Raw genomic sequence first — 18,340 nt, 5'->3', positions numbered from 1 at the left:
GGTTAGAGCGCGCTCTTGAGGGTCTCGAGTTTCGTCGTGATCGCCGCATCGAGGCCGTCGAGACCGTTCGCGAGCATCGAGCGCGATGACGTAACTATGACATTCTTTGCTGATTCGCCGAAAATACGACGCACGTCGGCAAAGTCGGCGCCCTGGTGTCCGAAGCCGGGCGCGAGAATCGGCGTATCCGGTTCGGCCGCGAGGTCGTTCACGTCAATGTCGAGCAGGTCCATGTCGACCGTCGCGCCGAGCACCACACCGACCGAGCCCTTCGACCGACCCGCCGAGTGTTCCCGGTTCCAGAGCGCCGCGCGCGCCGCGATACCCCCGGCGACCGAGCGGCCCTCCTGCGAACCGCGGATGCGGCGGGCGGTCTGCACCGACGCCGACTCGGGGTTCGAGGTTGCGGCGAGCACGAACACGCCCTTGCCGTATTGCTCGGTCATCTCGAGCGGCTTCCGGAACGTGTCGAACCCCTGATACGGGTTAATCGTCATGGCGTCGGCCTCGAGCGGCATGCCCGGCGTCAGCCACGCTTCGGAGTACGCCTCGAGCGTCGTACCGACGTCGCCACGCTTGACGTCAGCGATGACGATGAGGCCCGCCTGCCGGGCCGCCTCGAAGACGTCCTCGAGCACGCGGTAGCCGTTCGCTCCGAAGCGCTCATAGAAGGCGACCTGCGGCTTCACGATGCCGACGCGGCCGGCAAGCTTCTCAATAATGCGGAGCCCGAACTCGTGGGCGCCGACCGCGCTGACTGGAAGCCCCCACTTCTCGAGCAGGTGGGTGTGCGGGTCGATACCGACGCAGAGCCGTCCGTAGCGATCCATCGTGTCGGCGAGGCGCTCGCCGAAGGAGGGGCCCTCATGGGCTGTGGTCTCAGTCTGGGTTTCGGTCACGCGCGTGCCTTCCTGCGTTCGTTGTACTCCTGCAGCGAGGTCACGTCATACCCATCGCGGAGCGCTTGGAAGCTCGCGACCGCCGCCTGCAGTTCGGACATCGTGGTGAAAATGGGCAGGTCGGCCGAGACCGCGGCGGTCCGGATCTCGTAGCCGTCGCCGCGAGAGGAGCCTCCCGACGGCGTGTTGATGACCATATCGATGTCACCCGCGTGAATCATGTCGACGATGTTCGCATGCGTCGCGTCGACCGTCGAGTCCGCGTCGGCCGTGAACTTGCCCACGAGTTCCGAGTCGATGCCGTGCCGCGCGAGCACCCGTGCCGTGCCCTCGGTTGCGTAGAGCGCGTATCCGAGCTCGACGAGCCGCGACACCGGCGCCACGATGGACCGCTTGTCGCGGTCGTTCACCGAGACGAACACCTTGCCGCCGTCGGGCAGCCCACCGTAGGCCGAGATCTGGCTCTTGGCGAACGCGCGGGGGAAGTCGACGTCGATGCCCATGACCTCGCCGGTCGACCGCATCTCGGGCGAGAGCACGGCGTCGACAATGTTGCCCTCGCGGGTGCGGAAGCGCTTGAACGGCAGCACCGCTTCTTTCACCGCGACCGGCGCGTCGATCGGCTGGATCGTGCCGTCGCCCTCGGCCGCGAGGATGCCCTCGCCGCGCAGCTGGGCGATCGTGTCCCCCACCATGACCCGGCTGGCGGCCTTCGCGAGCTGCACCCCGAGTGCCTTCGAGACGAAGGGCACGGTGCGGGATGCGCGCGGGTTCGCCTCGATGACGTAGAGGCGCCCGGCGCTGATCGCGAACTGCACGTTGAGCAGCCCGCGAACACCGACACCCTCCGCGATCTTCAGCGTTGCGTCGCGCACCTCGCCGAGCACGCGGTTCGAGAGCGTGATCGCGGGCAGCGTGCACGCCGAGTCACCGGAGTGGATGCCGGCCTCCTCGATGTGCTCCATGATCCCGCCGATGTAGAGCTCGTTCCCGTCGTAGAGCGCATCGACGTCGATCTCGGTCGCGTCGTCGAGGAACCGGTCGACGAGCAGCGGGTGCGACTTCGAGATGATCACCTGATTCGCGTTGCGCACGAAGTAGTCGTCGAGCTGCGCGTCGTCGTAGATGATCTCCATGCCGCGGCCACCGAGCACAAAGCTCGGGCGCAGGAGCACGGGGTAACCGATCGATTCCGCGACCTCGTGGGCCGATGCCGCATCAAACGCCGTCCCGTTCGCGGGCGCCGCGAGGTTCGCCGCGTCGAGGATGTCCGAAAACAGGCCCCGCTCTTCCGCGAGATCGATCGCGGCGGGCGTGGTGCCGAGGATCGGAACGCCCGCGGCCTCGAGGCCCTTCGCGAGCCCGAGCGCCGTCTGGCCGCCAAGCTGCACGATCACACCGAGCAGCTCGCCGCTCTCACGCTCAGCCTCGACAATCTCGAGCACATCCTCGAGGGTGAGCGGCTCGAAGTAGAGGCGATCCGAGGTGTCGTAGTCGGTCGAGACGGTCTCGGGGTTGCAGTTCACCATGATCGTCTCGTACCCGGCGTCGGAGAGCGCGAAGCTCGCGTGCACGCAGGAGTAGTCGAATTCGATGCCCTGCCCGATACGGTTCGGGCCCGAGCCGAGAATGATGACCTTCTTGCGGTCGCTCGCCGCGATCTCGCTCTCGGTGTCGTAGCTCGAGTAGTGGTACGGGGTGAACGCGGGGAACTCACCGGCGCAGGTGTCGACCGTCTTGAAAACGGGAATCACACCGGCGTTCCGACGAATCGCTCGCACCTCGGTCTCGCTGAGGCCGCGCAGCTGCGCGAGCTGCGCATCCGAGAAGCCGTGGCGCTTCGCGAGACGAAGCGTCGCCGCGTCGAGGCCCTCGGCGTCACGGACGTGCTCGGCGACCTCGTTGATCAGTGCGATCTGGTCGAGGAACCACGGGTCGATCTTCGTTGCGTCGAAGACCTGCTCGACGGTCGCACCCTTCGCGAGGGCGATCTGCACGTCGACCATGCGGCCGTCGGTGGGCGTCGCGATGCTCTCGAGGAGCTCCGAGACGCTGCGCGGGTCGTCGGCCCAAGTGAACGACGAGTCGCGCTTCTCGAGCGAGCGCAGCGCCTTCTGGAGTGCCGTCGTGAAGTTGCGGCCGATCGCCATCGCCTCGCCGACCGACTTCATGGTGGTCGTAAGCAGTGGGTCGGCGCCGGGGAACTTCTCGAAGTTGAACCGCGGCACCTTCACCACGACGTAGTCGAGCGTCGGCTCGAAGCTCGCCGGGGTGACGCGGGTGATGTCGTTCGGGATCTCGTCGAGGCGGTAGCCGATCGCGAGCTTCGCGGCGATCTTTGCGATCGGGAAGCCCGTCGCCTTCGAGGCGAGGGCCGACGAGCGCGAGACGCGCGGGTTCATCTCGATGACGATGACGCGGCCCGTCGCCGGATCAATCGCGAACTGGATGTTGCAGCCACCCGTGTCGACGCCGACGCGGCGGATGATGTCGATGCCGATGTCGCGGAGGTTCTGGAACTCGACGTCGGTGAGAGTCAGCGCCGGGGCGACCGTGATCGAGTCACCCGTGTGCACGCCGACCGGGTCAACGTTCTCGATCGAGCAGATGACGACGGTGTTGTCGAAGTTGTCGCGCATGAGCTCAAGCTCGTACTCCTTCCACCCGAGAATCGACTCCTCAAGGAGCACCTCGGTCGTCGGCGAGGCGAGCAGCCCCTCCTCGACGATGCGCACAAGCTCGTCCTCGGTGTGGGCGAAGCCCGAGCCGAGACCGCCCATCGTGAACGAGGGGCGCACGACGACGGGATACCCGAGGTCGGCAGCGGCGGCTCGCGCCTCCTCGACGGTGTGGGTGATGTGCGAGCGGGCAACGTCGGCGCCCGATTCGAGCACGAGCTCCTTAAAGATCTGCCGGTCTTCACCGCGGCGGATGGCCTCGACGTTCGCACCGATGAGCTCGACGCCGTGCTTTTCGAGAATGCCGAGCTCGTGCAGCTTCATGGCCGCGTTGAGGGCCGTCTGGCCACCGAGGGTCGGGAGGATCGCGTCGGGACGCTCCTTGATGAGGATCTTCTCGATCGCCTCGGGGGTGATCGGCTCGATGTAGGTGGCGTCGGCGAAGTCCGGGTCGGTCATGATCGTCGCCGGGTTCGAGTTCACGAGGATCACGCGGATGCCCTCCTCGCGGAGCACGCGGCAGGCCTGCGTTCCGGAGTAGTCGAACTCGGCCGCGATCCCGATGACGATCGGGCCGGAACCGATGACGAGGACGCTATTGATGTCTTGGCGCTTTGGCATGTGGTTCGTCGGCTCCTAGTTGGCGGTCGTGGAAGTCGTGGTGCCGAGCACGAGGTCTCGGAAGCGGATGAAGAGGGCGGCCGCGTCGTGCGGGCCGCTCGCGGCCTCGGGGTGGAACTGCACCGAGAACGCGGGGATGTCGAGGCAGCGGATACCCTCGACGACCTGGTCGTTGAGGCCGACGTGGCTCACCTCGACGCGGCCGAAGCCGGCGGGCGACTCGACGGTCTCGCCGATTGGCAGGTCGACGGCGAAGCCGTGGTTCTGCGCGGTGATCTCAACCTTGTTCGTCTCGGTGTCGAGCACGGGCTGGTTGATGCCGCGGTGCCCGAACGGGAGCTTGTACGTGCCGAAGCCGAGCGCGCGGCCGAGGAGCTGATTGCCGAAGCAGATGCCCATGAACGGCAGTCCGTCGCGCAGCAGCTCGGCGAGCAGGTCAACCTGTGCCTGGTTCGCCTCGGGGTCGCCCGGGCCGTTCGAATAGAACAGCGCGTCGACGCCGAGGTCGCGCACCTGCTGTGCCGTCACGTCGGCGGGCAGCACGTGCACGTCGAAGCCGGCAATGTTGAGGTTGCGGATCGTCGCCAGCTTGATGCCGAGGTCGAGGAGCGCGACGGTGCCGACCGCCTCCCCCTCGTTCGTGTGCGGCGACAGGTACGCCTCGTCGGTCGTCACCTGGTCGGAGAGGTACTGGCCCGCCATCGACGGTTGCTGGCGCACCCGCGCGAGCTGCGCATCCGCGTCAGCCTCGTAGGCCTCGCCCGAAAAGATGCCCGCTCGCATCGCGCCCTCGGAGCGCACGCGGCGAGTGAGCGCGCGGGTGTCGACCTCGGCGATGCCGACGACGCCCTGCTCGCGCAGCGCCGCCTCGAGGTCGCCCTCGGCGCGCCAATTCGAGACCACACGGCTGGGGTCGCGCACGACGTATCCCTCGACCCAGTAGCGGTTCGATTCCATGTCGGTCGCGTTGACGCCAGTGTTCCCGATGTGCGGCGCCGTCTGAATGACGATCTGGCCCGCGTAACTCGGGTCGGTCAGGGTCTCCTGGTACCCGGTCATGCCGGTCGTGAAGACGAGCTCACCGAGTCGTTCGCCGGCGGCGCCATACGCGAGGCCCTCATAGCGGCTGCCGTCTTCGAGCACGAGGACGGCGGGTTCGGTGGTGATCATGCGGTCTCCTGGGTGGTTGCGGAAGGTTCGATGAGTTCGCCGATCGAGGTCAGCAGCGTCGCGCGCTCGTCGGGGTTGACGACGCGAAGATAGGTTTCGACCGACTGCGCCGGATCGAGCAGCCAGCGCACGACGATCAGGCCGTCTCGCTCCACAGCGCGGTCAATCGTCGCCTGCGCGACGGCGACCGTCTCGAGCTGTGCGGTCGGGATGAAGAAGGGCTCCTCCCCCGCGATCCCGAGGGCGAGGCCCTGCGGATGCACCTCGACCGTCGCGCGGCCACGGTACGCAAGCGGGCGCTTCGCGATGCGGTCGAGCGCGTTGCCGGTCTTCGACGTCGCGACATAGTGCGCGTCGTCAACGGCAAACACGGGGGTGCCGAGCCCGGCCGGCAGCTGCTTCGGGCTCGGGAGGTGCGACTGCGTTCGCTGTCGTCGTCGCCACCCCAGCCACATCGCGCCGACGATAATGACGACGACGGCGAGTATGCAGAGTGTGGCGATGATGGGACCGGGCACTAGTTCTCCTCTCCCGGATCGACGATGCGGCCGTCGCGCAGGGTGACGACACCCCGGTAGACGGTCGTGGTGACAGCTCCCGGCAGCGGCGCGCCGAGGAACGGTGAGTTCACAGATTTTCCAGCGAGATCGGCCTCGGTGAAGACCCCGCCCGAGGACGGGTCAAAGGCCGTGAGGTCGGCTCGCTCGCCGACCGCGATCGGGCGACCGGCCTCGGTCGCCCCGCCGATTTGTGCCGGCGCCTCGCTCATGACCCGGGCGACATCGCGCCAGCCGATCGCGCCGGTCTCGACCATCGTCGCGACGACGACGCGCAGGGAACTCTCGAGCCCGACCATGCCCATCGCGGCGTGATCCCACTCGCGCTCCTTCGCATCGCGCGGATGCGGCGCGTGGTCGGTCGCGACGATGTCGATCGTGCCGTCGGCGAGCGCCTCGCGGAGGGCTTCGACATCGGCCTCGGTACGAAGCGGCGGGTTGACCTTGAAGCGGGCGTCGAATCCGCGCACCCGCTCGTCGGTGAGCACGAGGTGGTGCGGCGTTACCTCGGCGGTGATCGCAATCCCGCGCGCCTTTGCCCAGCGCACGACGTCGACCGACGCCGCGGTCGACACGTGGCAGACGTGGACGCGCGATCCGGTCTGCTCGGCGAGCAGCGCGTCGCGCGCGATGATCGAGGTTTCTGCCGCCGCCGGCCATCCCCCGAGCCCGAGCTCGGCCGAAACGGCGCCCTCGTGCATCTGGGCGCCGATCGTGAGTTTCGGTTCCTGGGCGTGCTGCGCGACGACCCCGTCGAACGCGCGCACGTACTCGAGCGCGCGGCGCATGAGCAGCGGATCGTGCACGCAGTCGCCGTCGTCGGAGAACACCCGGACGCCGGCGCGTGAGGTCGCCATCGAGCCGAGTTCGGCGAGCTGTTCGCCGGCCCGGCCGACCGTGACGGCGCCGATGGGCCGCACGTCGACGAGCCCGGCGTCGCGTCCGAGCGCCCAGACCGCTTCAACGACCCCCGCGGTGTCTTGCACTGGCGATGTGTTCGGCATCGCGAAAATCGTGGTGAAGCCACCCTTCGCCGCGGCGCGGGAACCGCTCGCGACGGTCTCCGACGACTCGAAGCCGGGCTCGCGCAGGTGCACGTGTAGATCGACCAGACCCGGGAGCAGCACCTGCCCGGTGACATCGATCGTGTCGCATTCGTCGGGGGCGGTGATCGTGCCGGCCTCGGCGATTTCGGCGATGATGCCGTCGCGCACGAGGACGTCGCGAGCTGCTTCGCCGTAGGGGCGGCCCCCGGTCAGCAGGAGATTCATCGTGCGCCTTCCTCTCGAACGCCGGAACACAGCAGGTACAGGGCGGCCATGCGCACACTCACGCCGTTTGCGACCTGCTCAAGCACGGTCGATTGCGGCGAGTCGGCCGCGGCCGACGAAATCTCGAGGCCGCGGTTCATCGGGCCCGGGTGCATCACGAGCGTGGTTGCGGGAAGTCCCTCGAAGCGCGCCGCGCTGAGACCCCACATGCGAGCGTACTCGCGCGTGTGCGGGAAGTAGGCGTCGCGCATCCGTTCGGCCTGGATGCGCAGCAGCATGACCGCGTCGGGTCGAGTCGCGAGCACCGCGTCGAGATCGAAACTCACCTCGGCGGGCCAGGTGCTCGTGTCGGAGGGCAGGAGCGTCGGCGGGGCGACGAGCGTCACCTTCGCGCCGAGCGTCGTGAGCAGCCACACGTTCGACCGTGCGACCCGCGAGTGGAGGATGTCACCGACGATGACCACGTGCACGCCGTCGAGGTCGCGGCCGCGTGCCGCGTCGCCGTGCAGCCGCTCACGCAGCGTGTAGGCGTCGAGCAGGGCCTGCGTCGGGTGCTCGTGCATGCCGTCGCCCGCGTTGAGCACGGGCGCGTCGATCCAGTCTCGGTCGGCGAGGAGCTGTGGCGCGCCGGTCGAGGGGTGGCGAATCACGACGGCGTCCGCGCCGATCGCGTGGAGCGTCTGCGCCGTGTCCTTGAGCGACTCCCCCTTCGAAACGCTCGAGCCCTTTGCCGCGAAGTTGATGACGTCGGCGCTGAGCCGCTTCTCGGCCGCCTCGAACGAGATGCGCGTGCGCGTCGAGTCCTCGTAAAAGAGGTTGACGACCGTCACGCCGCGCAGCGCCGGCAGCTTCTTCACCTCGCGGCGCTGTGTGGCGGCCATGTCGACGGCCGTGTCAAGCAGCAGCAGCGCGTCGTCGCGATCGAGGTCGCGGGTCGAAATCAGGTGCTTCATGCGCCGGCCTCCTCGCTGTCGGTGATGACGACGCGATCGGCGCCGTCAACCTCGCGAAGTTCAACGAAGATCCGCTCGCTCCGAGCCGAGGGCAGATTCCGACCGACAAAGTCGGCCCGAATTGGCAGCTCGCGGTGGCCGCGGTCGACGAGCACCGCAAGTTGCACGATTTGCGGTCGCCCGACGTCGGCGAGCGCGTCGAGCGCGGCGCGCACGGTGCGCCCCGAGAAGAGCACGTCGTCGACGAGTACGACGGTCTTGCCGTCAATGCCGGTGAGCGGGATGCGCGTGGGGTGCGCCTCGGTGAGGGGGCGGCGACGTAGGTCGTCGCGGTAGGGCGTGATGTCGAGCTCGCCGACGAAGTCGTGCGAACCAGCGTCGCGGCCCTCGATGGCCGCGATGTGTTCGCCAAGGCGTCGCGCGAGCGGCACACCGCGAGTGGGAATCCCCAAGAGAACGAGTTCGTCGCCCCCGTGATTCGCCTCGAGAATCTCGTGGGCAATGCGTTTGAGGACACGTTCGACGTCGTCGGACTGGAGCACTTCGCGTTCCGTCACGTGCGACCCCCTTCTCCGCCTCGCTGGACGGCTCATTAAAGGACGATCAACCACGCACCATCCTACCCCCCAAACGACGAACACCGTGCCGCCCCAAGAACTCTGGAGGGCACGGTGTTGTCGGAAACGGTCGAGCTAGGAGGCCTTCGCGGCGTCGGCGATTGCGCCGAGCACTCCGCTGATGAATCGCGACGAGTCGTCGGTGGAGTACTCGCTGGCGGCCGAGATCGCCTCGTTGATCGCCACCTCAACTGGCACCTCGTCGTTGTAAAGGATCTCCCAGGCGCCGATCCGCAGGATCGCGGCGTCGACGCTCGGCATGCGCTCGAGGGTCCAGTCCTTCGCGGTCGCTTCGATGCGGGTGTCGATGTCGTGCTCGTACTCGAGGTACCCCGTCACGATGTCTCGGGCGTAGCGCCACGACGCCTCGCGCTCCGGCTCACCGAGCGCCTTCGCCTGCTCGTCGGCCAGCACGTCGCGAAGGTCGCGCTGCATGACATCGGCGACAAACAGCATGTCCATCGCGCGCTTGCGCGCCTTGGTGCGAGCGCTCACTAGTCGTTCACGCGGCCCAGGTAGTCACCCGTGCGGGTGTCCACCTTGACGCGGGTGCCCTGCTCGAGAAAGAGCGGCACCTGAATCTCCGCGCCAGTCTCGACGGTCGCGGGCTTGGTTCCCGCGTTCGAGCGGTCGCCCTGCAGGCCGGGCTCGGTGTAGGTGATTTCGAGCACGACCGAGGCGGGGAGCTCGATGTAAAGCGGCTCGCCCTGGTACAGCGCGATCTGCACCTGCTGCTGCTCGAGCATGAACTTCGCGCCGTCGCCGACGATGGTCGACGACACCGTGAGCTGGTCGTAGTCTTCCTGGTCCATGAAGACGAAGCCGTCGCCGTCCTGGTAGAGGTACTGGAAGTCGCGGCGATCGACCGTGGCGGTCTCGATCTTCGCACCAGCGTTGAACGTGCGGTCGACCGTCTTGCCCTGCACGATGTTCTTCAGCTTCGTGCGCACGAAGGCGCCACCCTTTCCGGGCTTGACGTGCTGGAACTCGATTACCTGCCAGAGCTGACCGTCGATGATGAGCACAACGCCATTGCGGATATCAGCGGTGGTTGCCATCTGGGGTTCCTTTCAAATTTTCGACGCTCAAGCATAGCGCGCCGAGGCCTGACTAGGAGGCGATCTCCTGGTAGGCGGCGAACATGAGGCTCTCGTCGGGGGCCGTCATGATGGTCGGATGCCCGATGTCATCGAGCACGACAAACCGAAGTAGCTGCCCGCGGGCCTTCTTGTCACGGTGCATGACCGAGAGCAGGGTCGGCCAGCGGTCGGCCGGATACCCCGTGGGGAGGCCGAGGAGCTCAAGGATGCGAAGGTGTCGGTCGGCCGCAGCGTCGCTGAGTCGGCCAGAGAGCCGTGCCAACTCGGCCGCAAAGTGCATCCCGATGGCGACGGCCGCGCCGTGGCGCCACTGGTAGCGCTCCGTGTGCTCGATCGCGTGGCCGAGCGTGTGCCCGTAGTTGAGCATCTCGCGCTGCCCGCTCTCGCGCAGGTCGGCCGCCGTGACATCGAGCTTGTACTGAATCGCGAGCTCGAGGATGCGGCGGAACTCGTCGGTTGCCGGATCGGTCGCGCGCTCGGGATCGGCCTCAATGAGATCGAGGATCTCGGGAGCGTGAATGAACCCGATCTTGACGGCCTCGGTAAAGCCGGTCACGAGTTCGTTGCGCGAGAGGCTGTCGAGGATGTCGAGGTCGACCACAACGCCGGCGGGCGGGTGGAACGCGCCAACCATGTTCTTGCCCTCGTTCGTATTGATGCCCGTCTTGCCGCCGATAGCGGCGTCAACCATGCCGAGCACCGTCGTCGGAATCTGGAGCACGCGCACGCCGCGCAGCCACGCCGCGGCGACCCACCCCGCGAGGTCCGTCGTGGCTCCCCCGCCGAGCCCGATGATCGCGTCGGAGCGGGTGAAGTCACTCTGGCCGAGCAGCTGCCACAACCATTCCGCGACCTGCACGCGCTTCGCGTCTTCCGCATCCGGAATCTCGGCCATGAGCACGCGGCGGAAGTGCGGCGCGAGCTGCACGCGCAGGTTCTCGGCGACCTGCGCGAGCGAGGGCTGGTGAATGATGAAAATCTGGTCGGGCAACTCACCGAACACCTCGGGCAGGTGCGCATCGAGGTCGCGAATGAGGCCTCGGCCGACGAGCACGGGGCCGTGCGGGCCCGGGGCCTCAAGCTTCGTGATGTGCTGGGTCAAGAATCCTCCTGGTTACCGAGTTGCCTGAAGTCGGGTGGGCTAATTGCCGGACTGCGCCGGGCTCGCCGTGCGGATGAGCGGCGACCCGGTGCGCTTGAGGTACCGGTGCACCTCATTCGTCACCTGCCACATGGGCCGACGGCTCGTGTCGACGGTGACGTGGGCGAGTCGCTCGTAGATCGGCCGGCGGGCCTCATAGGTCGCGACCCACGAGTCAATGCCGCTGAGGAGCGGCCGGTTCGACTTGCCGCGAATCCGCTCCTCGATCGCCTCGGGCGTCGCGACGAGCAGCACGACGGTGTGCTCGCCGCTCGAGAGCTGCGCCTGGGTGTCTTCATCGAGAATCGCCCCGCCGCCGAGCGACACGACCTCGTAGGCGGCGAGGGCCGCCTGCACGGTGTTGCGCTCAATTCGACGGAACTCGGCCTCACCGCGCTCGGGGATCAGCTGCGAGATCGCCCCGTGTTCACGGGCAATGAGCTTGTCGGTATCGGCGTACGTCGCGCCGAGCTTGCGGGCGAGCCGCTTACCGACCCTCGACTTGCCCGCCGCCGGCGGACCAATAAACACGAGGCTCATACGCGCCACTCGCTCACGGAGTCGCCCATCGGCGTCTCGTCGACGTCGCCCGTCACGGTGTCCGGGTCGACAAGCTCAGGGTTGGTTGCGAGGTGCGCGGGAATCGCCTCGAGGTACCCTGAAATATTGCGTCGGACCTCGGCGAGGGAGTCACCGCCGAACTTCTCAAGGAGCGCGTCGGCGATGATGAGCGCCGTCATCGCCTCGGCGACGACGCCCGACGCCGGCACGGCGGTGACGTCGGAGCGCTGATGGTGGGCCGTCGCGTTCTCGCCGGTCGCGACGTCGACCGTGTGCAGTGCGTGTGGCACGGTCGCGATCGGCTTCATGCCGACCCGCACGCGGAGCACGCCGCCGGTCGTCATGCCGCCCTCAATACCGCCAGCGCGGTCGGAGGCACGGCGAATCTCGCCATCGACGGCGTAGAGCGGGTCGTGCGCCGCGCTGCCGGGCCGGCGGGTCGTCTCGACGCCGTCACCGACCTCGACCGACTTGATCGCCTGGATGCTCATGAGCGCGCCCGCGAGGCGGCTGTCGAGGCGGCGGTCCCAGTGCACGTACGATCCGATTCCCGGTGGCAGCCCGTAGACGAGCACCTCGGTCTGCCCACCGATCGTGTCGCCTGTCTTTCGGATCTCGTCGATGCGGTCGACCATGGCGGCGCTCGTCGCGGCGTCGATACAGCGCACGGGATCGGAGTCGAGGCGCTCGACGTCGTTCGGCAGCGGACGCTCGATATCGTCAGCGAGCCGCACCTCGCCGATCGAGACCGTGTGGCTCACGGTGCCGATGCCGAGCTCGGCGAGGAACTTCTTCGCGACGGCGCCGAGCGCGACGCGCGCAGCCGTCTCGCGGGCGCTCGCGCGCTCGAGCGCGGGACGCGCCTCGTCGAAGCCATACTTCTGCATGCCAACGAGGTCGGCGTGGCCGGGGCGGGGGCGGGTGAGCTTACGTCCACGGCCGGTCTCGAACACCTCCGGCCCGACCGGCTCGGGGCTCATGACCTCGGTCCACTTCGGCCACTCGGTGTTCTGAATGCGAATGCCAAGGGGCGAGCCGATCGTCACGCCATGCCGCACGCCCGACGAAAGCGTGAGCTCGTCCTGTTCGAACTTCATGCGGCCGCCGCGACCGTGGCCGAGCTTGCGCCGCGCGAGGTCGGCCTGCACCTCCGCGAGGGAAATGGGGACGCCGGCGGGCAATCCCTCAAGTACAGCGAGCAGTTCGGGGCCGTGAGACTCCCCCGCAGTGAGCCAACGAAGCATTCCCCCATTCTCGCACGAGCCGCGCGTCCGCTCACCCCCGCCGGTTACCCGAGCCGCAGGGCAGCCGAACCAGCACGGTCAGGCCAGGGCCGCGCGCATCCGCTCGAGCACAGCGGGCTCGTTTGGCACGGGCTCGTCGATCGGCGCACCGCCAAACAGTCGCACCTGATACACCGCTTGGTGCAGGAGCATGTCGAGGCCCGTGACGACCGGTGCCTCGGCCGCGAGCCAGCGTTCCGCGAGCGGCGTCGGCCACGGGTCGTAGGCGGCCGAGAGCAGCGCAGTATCGCCGAGGTCGCCCAGGAGGTGTTCCTCGGGCGAGTAGCCGCGGGGAACCGTGTCGACGACGAGGGCGACCTCGCGTCCAACGCGCCAGTCGGCAAGCGCATGGGCCGTGACGTCCGCGCCGAGGCGTTCCGCAAGGGCCCGTGCGCGCTCGGGCCTGCGTGCATACACCTCAACGCACTCCGCGCCGAGACGCTGCGCCGCGATCGCCGCGCTCGCCGCCGTCTCCCCCGCGCCGAGCACCTGGGCGGTGCCCCGCAGTTCGGTAACCCCGCGTTCGGCGAACGCCACGACGATGCCGGGGATGTCGGTGTTCTCGCCCCGCGCGGGCGCACCGGGCTCGAGCGAATCGAACACGAGCGTGTTCACCGCGCCGCTGCGGCGCGCATCCTCACTCACCGACCCAGCGAAGGCGAGCGCCTCGGCCTTGAGCGGCGCCGTCACCGAAAACCCGCGCCAGCCGTGTCCGCGACCCGTGAGCGCCGCGGCGAGCCCACCGGCCGGAATGCGCCACCGCGAATACTCCCAGCGGCGGCCGAGCGCGCGATACGCCGCGAGCTGGAGCTGCGGCGAGCGCGAGTGCTCGACGGGGTCGCCGAGCACGGCGAGGCGCTGGCTCCCGCCCCGGCCCGCGGGCTCGGCCGACGAGTAGCCGTCGGGTACCCGCCAGTAGTCGTGGTCGTCGTGGGTCATGATCAGCCGTAGTCGGGGTTGTCTTCGAGCCACTGCTGCCACTGGTCAACGGCCTGTAGGTGCTCCTCGTAGGTGTCGGAGAACACGGTCTCGCCGGTCTCCTGATTCACCGTGACGAAGTAGAGCCACGACCCGTCGGCCGGGTTCATCGCCGCATCGATCGCGGTGTCGCCCGGGTTCGAGATCGGGCCCGGAATCATGCCCGTGTGCGCGTACGTGTTGTACGGGTTCGAGTCGTCGCCGCGCTCGTCGTCGGTCGTCGCGGCACGGTCATACTCGCCCGTGCCGTAGGTGACGGTTGCGTCAGACTGCAGCGGCATGTCGATGTCGAGGCGGTTGTAGAAGACGCGAGCGACCTTGTAGAAGTCCTCGGTGATGCGGGCTTCCTTCTCGACGAGTGAGGCCATGCGAATGACGTCCCACACCTGGTCGTCGGGCACACCAGCCGCATCGAGCGACTGGTAGGTGCGGTCGACCATCGTCTGGAGCACGGTGGTCGCGTCGACCCCGTTATCGAACGTGTAGGTCGCGGGGAACAGGAATCCCTCGAGTGTGGTCGCCTCTTCCGGCAGCCCGAACGACTGCGGATCCTCGGCCGCGGCCTCGAGATCGGCCACGGGGATGCCGACGTTCGACTCGATGAGCGTGTAGACGTCCCGAGCAACGGTTCCCTCGGGAATCGTCACGGTGTTCTCAATGCGTGCGGTCTCGTCGGTGAGCACGCTCAGTGCCGAGGCGGCGCTCATCTCTTCCTGGAGCGCGTAGGTGCCCGGATAGAACGATGGTTCTTCCGGCTGCTCCATGACCACCCGAACGAAGGCGCTCGACTCTTTGATGACGCCGTGTTCTTCGAGCCGGTCGGCGATCGAGGTGCCCGTGTCGCCCTCGAGAATGCTGAAGTCGACCTCGGTGCCGTTTCCGTCGCCCTCGTAGTCGTCGTTGTGCACGCCGAACATGCCGAGAATGCGGTCGCCGACGAGGTTCCAGCCGACCACCCCGCCCGTGATTACGAGCGCGAGCGCGACGAGCAGCACGAGGCAGCCGCGCCAGCGTCCGTGCCGCTTCGGGCGCCGACCGCGACCGGCTCGCTCGTCGATGGTCTCGCTAAAGATCTCCGCGACGGGGTCGTGCTCGGGCTCGGCCTCGGTAGCCGGGCGCGTCGCGTCGTCGGGCTCATCGCGCCTGTTCGTGCCCGCCACGGGAATCGCGGCGGCCGCGGCCTCGTACTCCGCACGATCGCTCTGTGCGCCCGCGTCTGTCTCCGTCTCAGGAAGCTCGATCGGCCCCGTGTTCTGCGAACGCAGCTCCTGCGCGAGCCGTTCGCGCTCGCGCTCGCGGGCCTCGCGGCGGCTCAGCGGCTGATCGCGTTCGTCTGGCTGCTGGTGATCTTCGTCGTTCACGAGGCTCCTCGCTGGTTAGTCGAGTTCGGTGCCGGGTGGGTTGCCGCTGGAGCGTTCGCGGTCAAGCGCATCCTGCAACAGTACTACCGCCGCGGCCTGGTCGATCTTGTCTCGTGACCGCGACGCCTGCCTGCCGCTCGCACGAAACTGCTTCGCTGCCGAGACCGTGGTGAGGCGTTCGTCGAGCAGCCGCACGGGCACCTCGATCGCGGCGGCGAGCGCGCGGGCGACCGCGATCGCGTCGTCGGTCGAGGGCGTCGACTCACCCCGGAGATTGAGCGGATGCCCCACGATGACCTCGAACACGCCGTACTCGTCGACGAGGTCCGCGAGCCGGGCGATGTGGGTCTCCCCCGAGAGGTCGCGGGCGACCGTCTCGACCGGCACGGCGAGCAGGCCATCGGGGTCGCTGCGGGCAACCCCGATGCGAGCCTTACCAACGTCGACCGCGAAGCGGACTCCGCGGCGCACTAGTTCGCCCGGAGCGCGGCGGTGACGGCCGCGATCGCCTCAGCGTGCTTCGACGCATCCTGACCGCCGCCCTGCGCGACGTCGGGCTTGCCACCGCCACCGCCACCCAGCGCACCCGAGGCGGCCTTCACGAGCGCGCCGGCATTCGCGCCAGCGTCGCGCGCCGCCTGGTTCGTCGCGACGACGACCGATGGCTTGTCGTTCGCGGCGCCGATGAGGGCAACGACCGCGGCCTCGCTCCCGAGACGCTCGCGCAGCTCGAGGGTGAGCTGTCGCACGTCGTCGGCGCCGCCGACGGTGCCGAGCCAGGCACCAATGAAGGTGACGTCGCCGACGCGCTCGGCCGTGGCAAGCAACTCGGGAATGCGGGCGCGCAGCTGCGCCGACTCGAGCTCGGCGATGCGCTTCTGCGCCTGCTTGAGTTCACCGAGCAGGTCGTGCACGCGGGTCGTGACCTGTTCTCGAGGCACGCGCAGCCCCGTCGAGAGCTCGCGCACGAGCGCGCGCTCGGTCGCAAACTCCTCGAATGCGGTGCGGCCGACGAGCGCCTCAACGCGACGGTTCGTCGCGCCGACGCTCGACTCGCCCACGAGGTTGACGATGCCGACCTGCGCCGACGTGTCGACGTGCGTGCCACCGCAGAGTTCCCGCGACCACTCGCCACCGATCTCGACCATGCGCACTCGGCTGCCGTACTTCTCGCCGAACAGCGCGCGGGCGCCGAGCGCCTTCGCGTCGTCGAGCGACATCTCGCGCGTGATGACCTCGTAGTCGCGGCGCACGGCGCCGTTCGCGATCTCTTCGATCTCGCTGCGGGTTTCGCCCGACAGGGCGTCGCTCCACGAGAAGTCGAGACGCATGTAGCCGGCCTTGTTGTACGAACCGGTCTGGTGCGCGTCGGCCCCGAGCGTGTCGCGCAGGGCGGCATGGATGAGGTGGGTCGCGGTGTGCGCCTCCGAGGCCTGCCGGCGGTACCGACCATCGACGACGGTCTCGACGCGGTCGCCCACGCCGATCTCGCCCTCGGTCACCTCGACGGTGTGCGCGATCAGGCCCTGCACGGGCCGCTGCACGTCGAGTACGCGCGAGCTGAAGCCGCCCGCGGGCGAGCGCAGCCAACCCTGGTCGGCGTCCTGGCCACCGGCCTCGGCGTAGAGCGTCGTCTCCCCCACGATGAGTTCGGCCGTGTCGCCCGCACGGGCAGCCGTGACGCTTGCGCCGTCGACGATGATGCCGAGCACCTCGGATTCGGTCTCGAGCGCGTCGTAGCCGACGAACGCCGTTTCGCCGAGCCCGCGGAACTCGCGGTAGACCGTGAGGTCGGCGAGCGACGACCGCCGGGCCCGCGCATCCGCCTTCGCACGCTCAACCTGCGCGAGCATGAGCTCGTCGAACTTCTCGCGGTTGACGCGGAGCCCCGATTCTTCGGCCATCTCGAGCGTGAGGTCGATGGGGAACCCGAAGGTGTCGTGGAGCTTGAACGCGGTCGCGCCGTCGAGCACGGTCGATCCCGCATCGCTCGCCCGGGCGACGGCCTCATCGAAGATCGCGTTGCCCTGCGCGAGCGTGCGCAGGAACGTCGTTTCTTCGGCGTAGGCAATGCGGCTGATGCGGTCGAAGTCGGCCTCGACCTCGGGGTACGCGTCGCGCATCGCGGCCATCGACACCGGGAAGAGCTCGGGGAACGTCGCGGTCTCGACGCCGAGCAGGCGCATGTTGCGGACAACGCGGCGCAGGAGGCGGCGCAGAATGTAGCCGCGGCCCTCGTTGCTCGGCTGCACGCCGTCACTAATGAGCATGAGCGACGAGCGCACGTGGTCGGCAACCACTCGCAGCCGCACATCGTCGTCGTGGTTCGCCCCGTAGGCGCGGCCCGAGAGCTCGCTCGCGCGGTCGAGCACCGGGCGCACCTGGTCGGTCTCGTACATGTTGTCGACGCCCTGCAGCAGGAACGCGATGCGCTCGAGGCCGATGCCGGTGTCGATGTTGCGCTGCGGCAGGTCGCCGAGCAGCTCGAAGGTGCCGTCACCGAGGTCGGCGCCGCGTTCGTACTGCATGAACACGAGGTTCCAGATCTCGACGTAGCGGTCGTCGTCGGTCGCGGGGCCGCCATCAACACCGTATTCGGGGCCGCGATCGAAGAAGATCTCGGAGTCCGGCCCCGCGGGGCCACCGGGCTTGCCGGCCGACCAGTAGTTCGTGTCTTCGCCAAGCTTCTGAATCCGCTCGGCGGGAATCTCCGAAAGCTCGAGCCAGGCCTCGTACGCCTCCTCGTCGCCCTTATAGACGGTCACCCAGAGGTCTTCGTGGTTGAAGCCGAGGCCGCCCTCGCTCGTCGGCATGGTGAGGAACGTGTAGGCGAACTCGATCGCCTCGCGCTTGAAGTAGTCACCGAACGAGAAGTTGCCGCCCATTTGGAAGAAGGTGCCGTGGCGCGGCGTCTTGCCAACCTCTTCGATGTCATTCGTGCGAATGCACTTCTGCACGCTCGTCGCGCGCGGATACGGCGCGGGAACCATCCCGGTCATGTACGGGATGAACGGCACCATGCCGGCGATCGTGAACATGACGGTGGGGTCGTCGCTCACGAGCGAGGCGGAGGGAACCACGGTGTGTCCGCGCTCCTCGAAGTAGGTGAGAAAGCGGCGTTTGATTTCAGCGGTGAGCATGGTGCGGTGG

The 18,340-nt window shown here is 68.2% G+C and carries 16 protein-coding genes; all 16 read right to left on the bottom strand.

The window, feature by feature from the left end; all coding sequences use genetic code 11:
* Nucleotides 1-2: 2 nt before the first annotated feature.
* Nucleotides 3-899 (bottom strand): orotidine-5'-phosphate decarboxylase, encoded by an 897-nt coding sequence (pyrF, locus tag G328_RS0101150; protein WP_019617506.1) that lies wholly within the window; start codon nucleotides 897-899, stop codon nucleotides 3-5.
* Nucleotides 896-4,198, bottom strand: a complete 3,303-nt coding sequence (gene carB, locus G328_RS0101145) for a carbamoyl-phosphate synthase large subunit (RefSeq protein ID WP_019617505.1) — start codon at nucleotides 4,196-4,198, stop codon at nucleotides 896-898. Before carB ends, pyrF begins: the two co-directional genes overlap by 4 nt.
* Nucleotides 4,199-4,213: 15 nt before the next feature.
* Nucleotides 4,214-5,368: a glutamine-hydrolyzing carbamoyl-phosphate synthase small subunit gene (gene carA, locus G328_RS0101140; protein WP_019617504.1), complete on the bottom strand. Its 1,155-nt coding sequence runs from the start codon at nucleotides 5,366-5,368 to the stop codon at nucleotides 4,214-4,216.
* A complete protein-coding gene (locus G328_RS0101135) occupies nucleotides 5,365-5,886 on the bottom strand; it encodes a PH-like domain-containing protein (protein ID WP_019617503.1) in 522 nt (173 codons plus the stop codon). Before G328_RS0101135 ends, carA begins: the two co-directional genes overlap by 4 nt.
* Nucleotides 5,886-7,196 (bottom strand): dihydroorotase, encoded by a 1,311-nt coding sequence (locus tag G328_RS0101130; protein WP_019617502.1) that lies wholly within the window; start codon nucleotides 7,194-7,196, stop codon nucleotides 5,886-5,888. The genes G328_RS0101135 and G328_RS0101130 overlap by 1 nt, the downstream gene beginning before the upstream one ends.
* A complete protein-coding gene (locus tag G328_RS0101125; protein ID WP_019617501.1) occupies nucleotides 7,193-8,149 on the bottom strand; it encodes an aspartate carbamoyltransferase catalytic subunit in 957 nt (318 codons plus the stop codon). The genes G328_RS0101130 and G328_RS0101125 overlap by 4 nt, the downstream gene beginning before the upstream one ends.
* Nucleotides 8,146-8,706 (bottom strand): bifunctional pyr operon transcriptional regulator/uracil phosphoribosyltransferase PyrR, encoded by a 561-nt coding sequence (gene pyrR, locus G328_RS0101120; RefSeq protein WP_019617500.1) that lies wholly within the window; start codon nucleotides 8,704-8,706, stop codon nucleotides 8,146-8,148. Before pyrR ends, G328_RS0101125 begins: the two co-directional genes overlap by 4 nt.
* Before the next feature lie 135 nt (nucleotides 8,707-8,841).
* Nucleotides 8,842-9,261 carry a transcription antitermination factor NusB gene (nusB, locus tag G328_RS0101115; protein WP_026339556.1) on the bottom strand — a complete coding sequence of 140 codons (420 nt, stop codon included), beginning with the start codon at nucleotides 9,259-9,261 and terminating at the stop codon, nucleotides 8,842-8,844.
* On the bottom strand, nucleotides 9,261-9,824 hold the full coding sequence (gene efp / locus G328_RS0101110) for an elongation factor P (protein ID WP_019617498.1): 564 nt from the start codon (nucleotides 9,822-9,824) through the stop codon (nucleotides 9,261-9,263). The genes nusB and efp overlap by 1 nt, the downstream gene beginning before the upstream one ends.
* A 52-nt stretch (nucleotides 9,825-9,876) precedes the next feature.
* Nucleotides 9,877-10,968, bottom strand: coding sequence for a 3-dehydroquinate synthase (aroB, locus tag G328_RS0101105; RefSeq protein ID WP_019617497.1), 1,092 nt, complete (start codon nucleotides 10,966-10,968; stop codon nucleotides 9,877-9,879).
* A 39-nt stretch (nucleotides 10,969-11,007) separates the two neighbouring features.
* Nucleotides 11,008-11,547, bottom strand: coding sequence for a shikimate kinase (locus G328_RS13645; RefSeq protein WP_019617496.1), 540 nt, complete (start codon nucleotides 11,545-11,547; stop codon nucleotides 11,008-11,010).
* On the bottom strand, nucleotides 11,544-12,812 hold the full coding sequence (gene aroC, locus G328_RS0101095; protein ID WP_019617495.1) for a chorismate synthase: 1,269 nt from the start codon (nucleotides 12,810-12,812) through the stop codon (nucleotides 11,544-11,546). The genes G328_RS13645 and aroC overlap by 4 nt, the downstream gene beginning before the upstream one ends.
* Nucleotides 12,813-12,890: 78 nt before the next feature.
* Entirely contained in the window at nucleotides 12,891-13,790 is a 900-nt protein-coding gene (locus tag G328_RS13640; protein ID WP_019617494.1) for a shikimate dehydrogenase family protein, read from the bottom strand.
* Nucleotides 13,791-13,792: 2 nt separating this feature from the next.
* Nucleotides 13,793-15,190, bottom strand: coding sequence for an endolytic transglycosylase MltG (mltG, locus tag G328_RS13635; RefSeq protein ID WP_019617493.1), 1,398 nt, complete (start codon nucleotides 15,188-15,190; stop codon nucleotides 13,793-13,795).
* 15 nt (nucleotides 15,191-15,205) lie between these two features.
* Entirely contained in the window at nucleotides 15,206-15,661 is a 456-nt protein-coding gene (ruvX, locus tag G328_RS0101080) for a Holliday junction resolvase RuvX (protein ID WP_019617492.1), read from the bottom strand.
* Nucleotides 15,661-18,330, bottom strand: a complete 2,670-nt coding sequence (gene alaS, locus G328_RS0101075) for an alanine--tRNA ligase (protein WP_019617491.1) — start codon at nucleotides 18,328-18,330, stop codon at nucleotides 15,661-15,663. The genes ruvX and alaS overlap by 1 nt, the downstream gene beginning before the upstream one ends.
* Nucleotides 18,331-18,340 lie beyond the last annotated feature (10 nt).

The sequence above is a fragment of the [Zimmermannella] faecalis ATCC 13722 genome (assembly GCF_000381765.1).
Lineage (GTDB): Bacteria > Actinomycetota > Actinomycetes > Actinomycetales > Microbacteriaceae > Gulosibacter > Gulosibacter faecalis.
The sequence above is the reverse complement of the archived record's forward strand: the minus strand, read 5'-3'. Positions and strand labels throughout refer to the sequence as shown.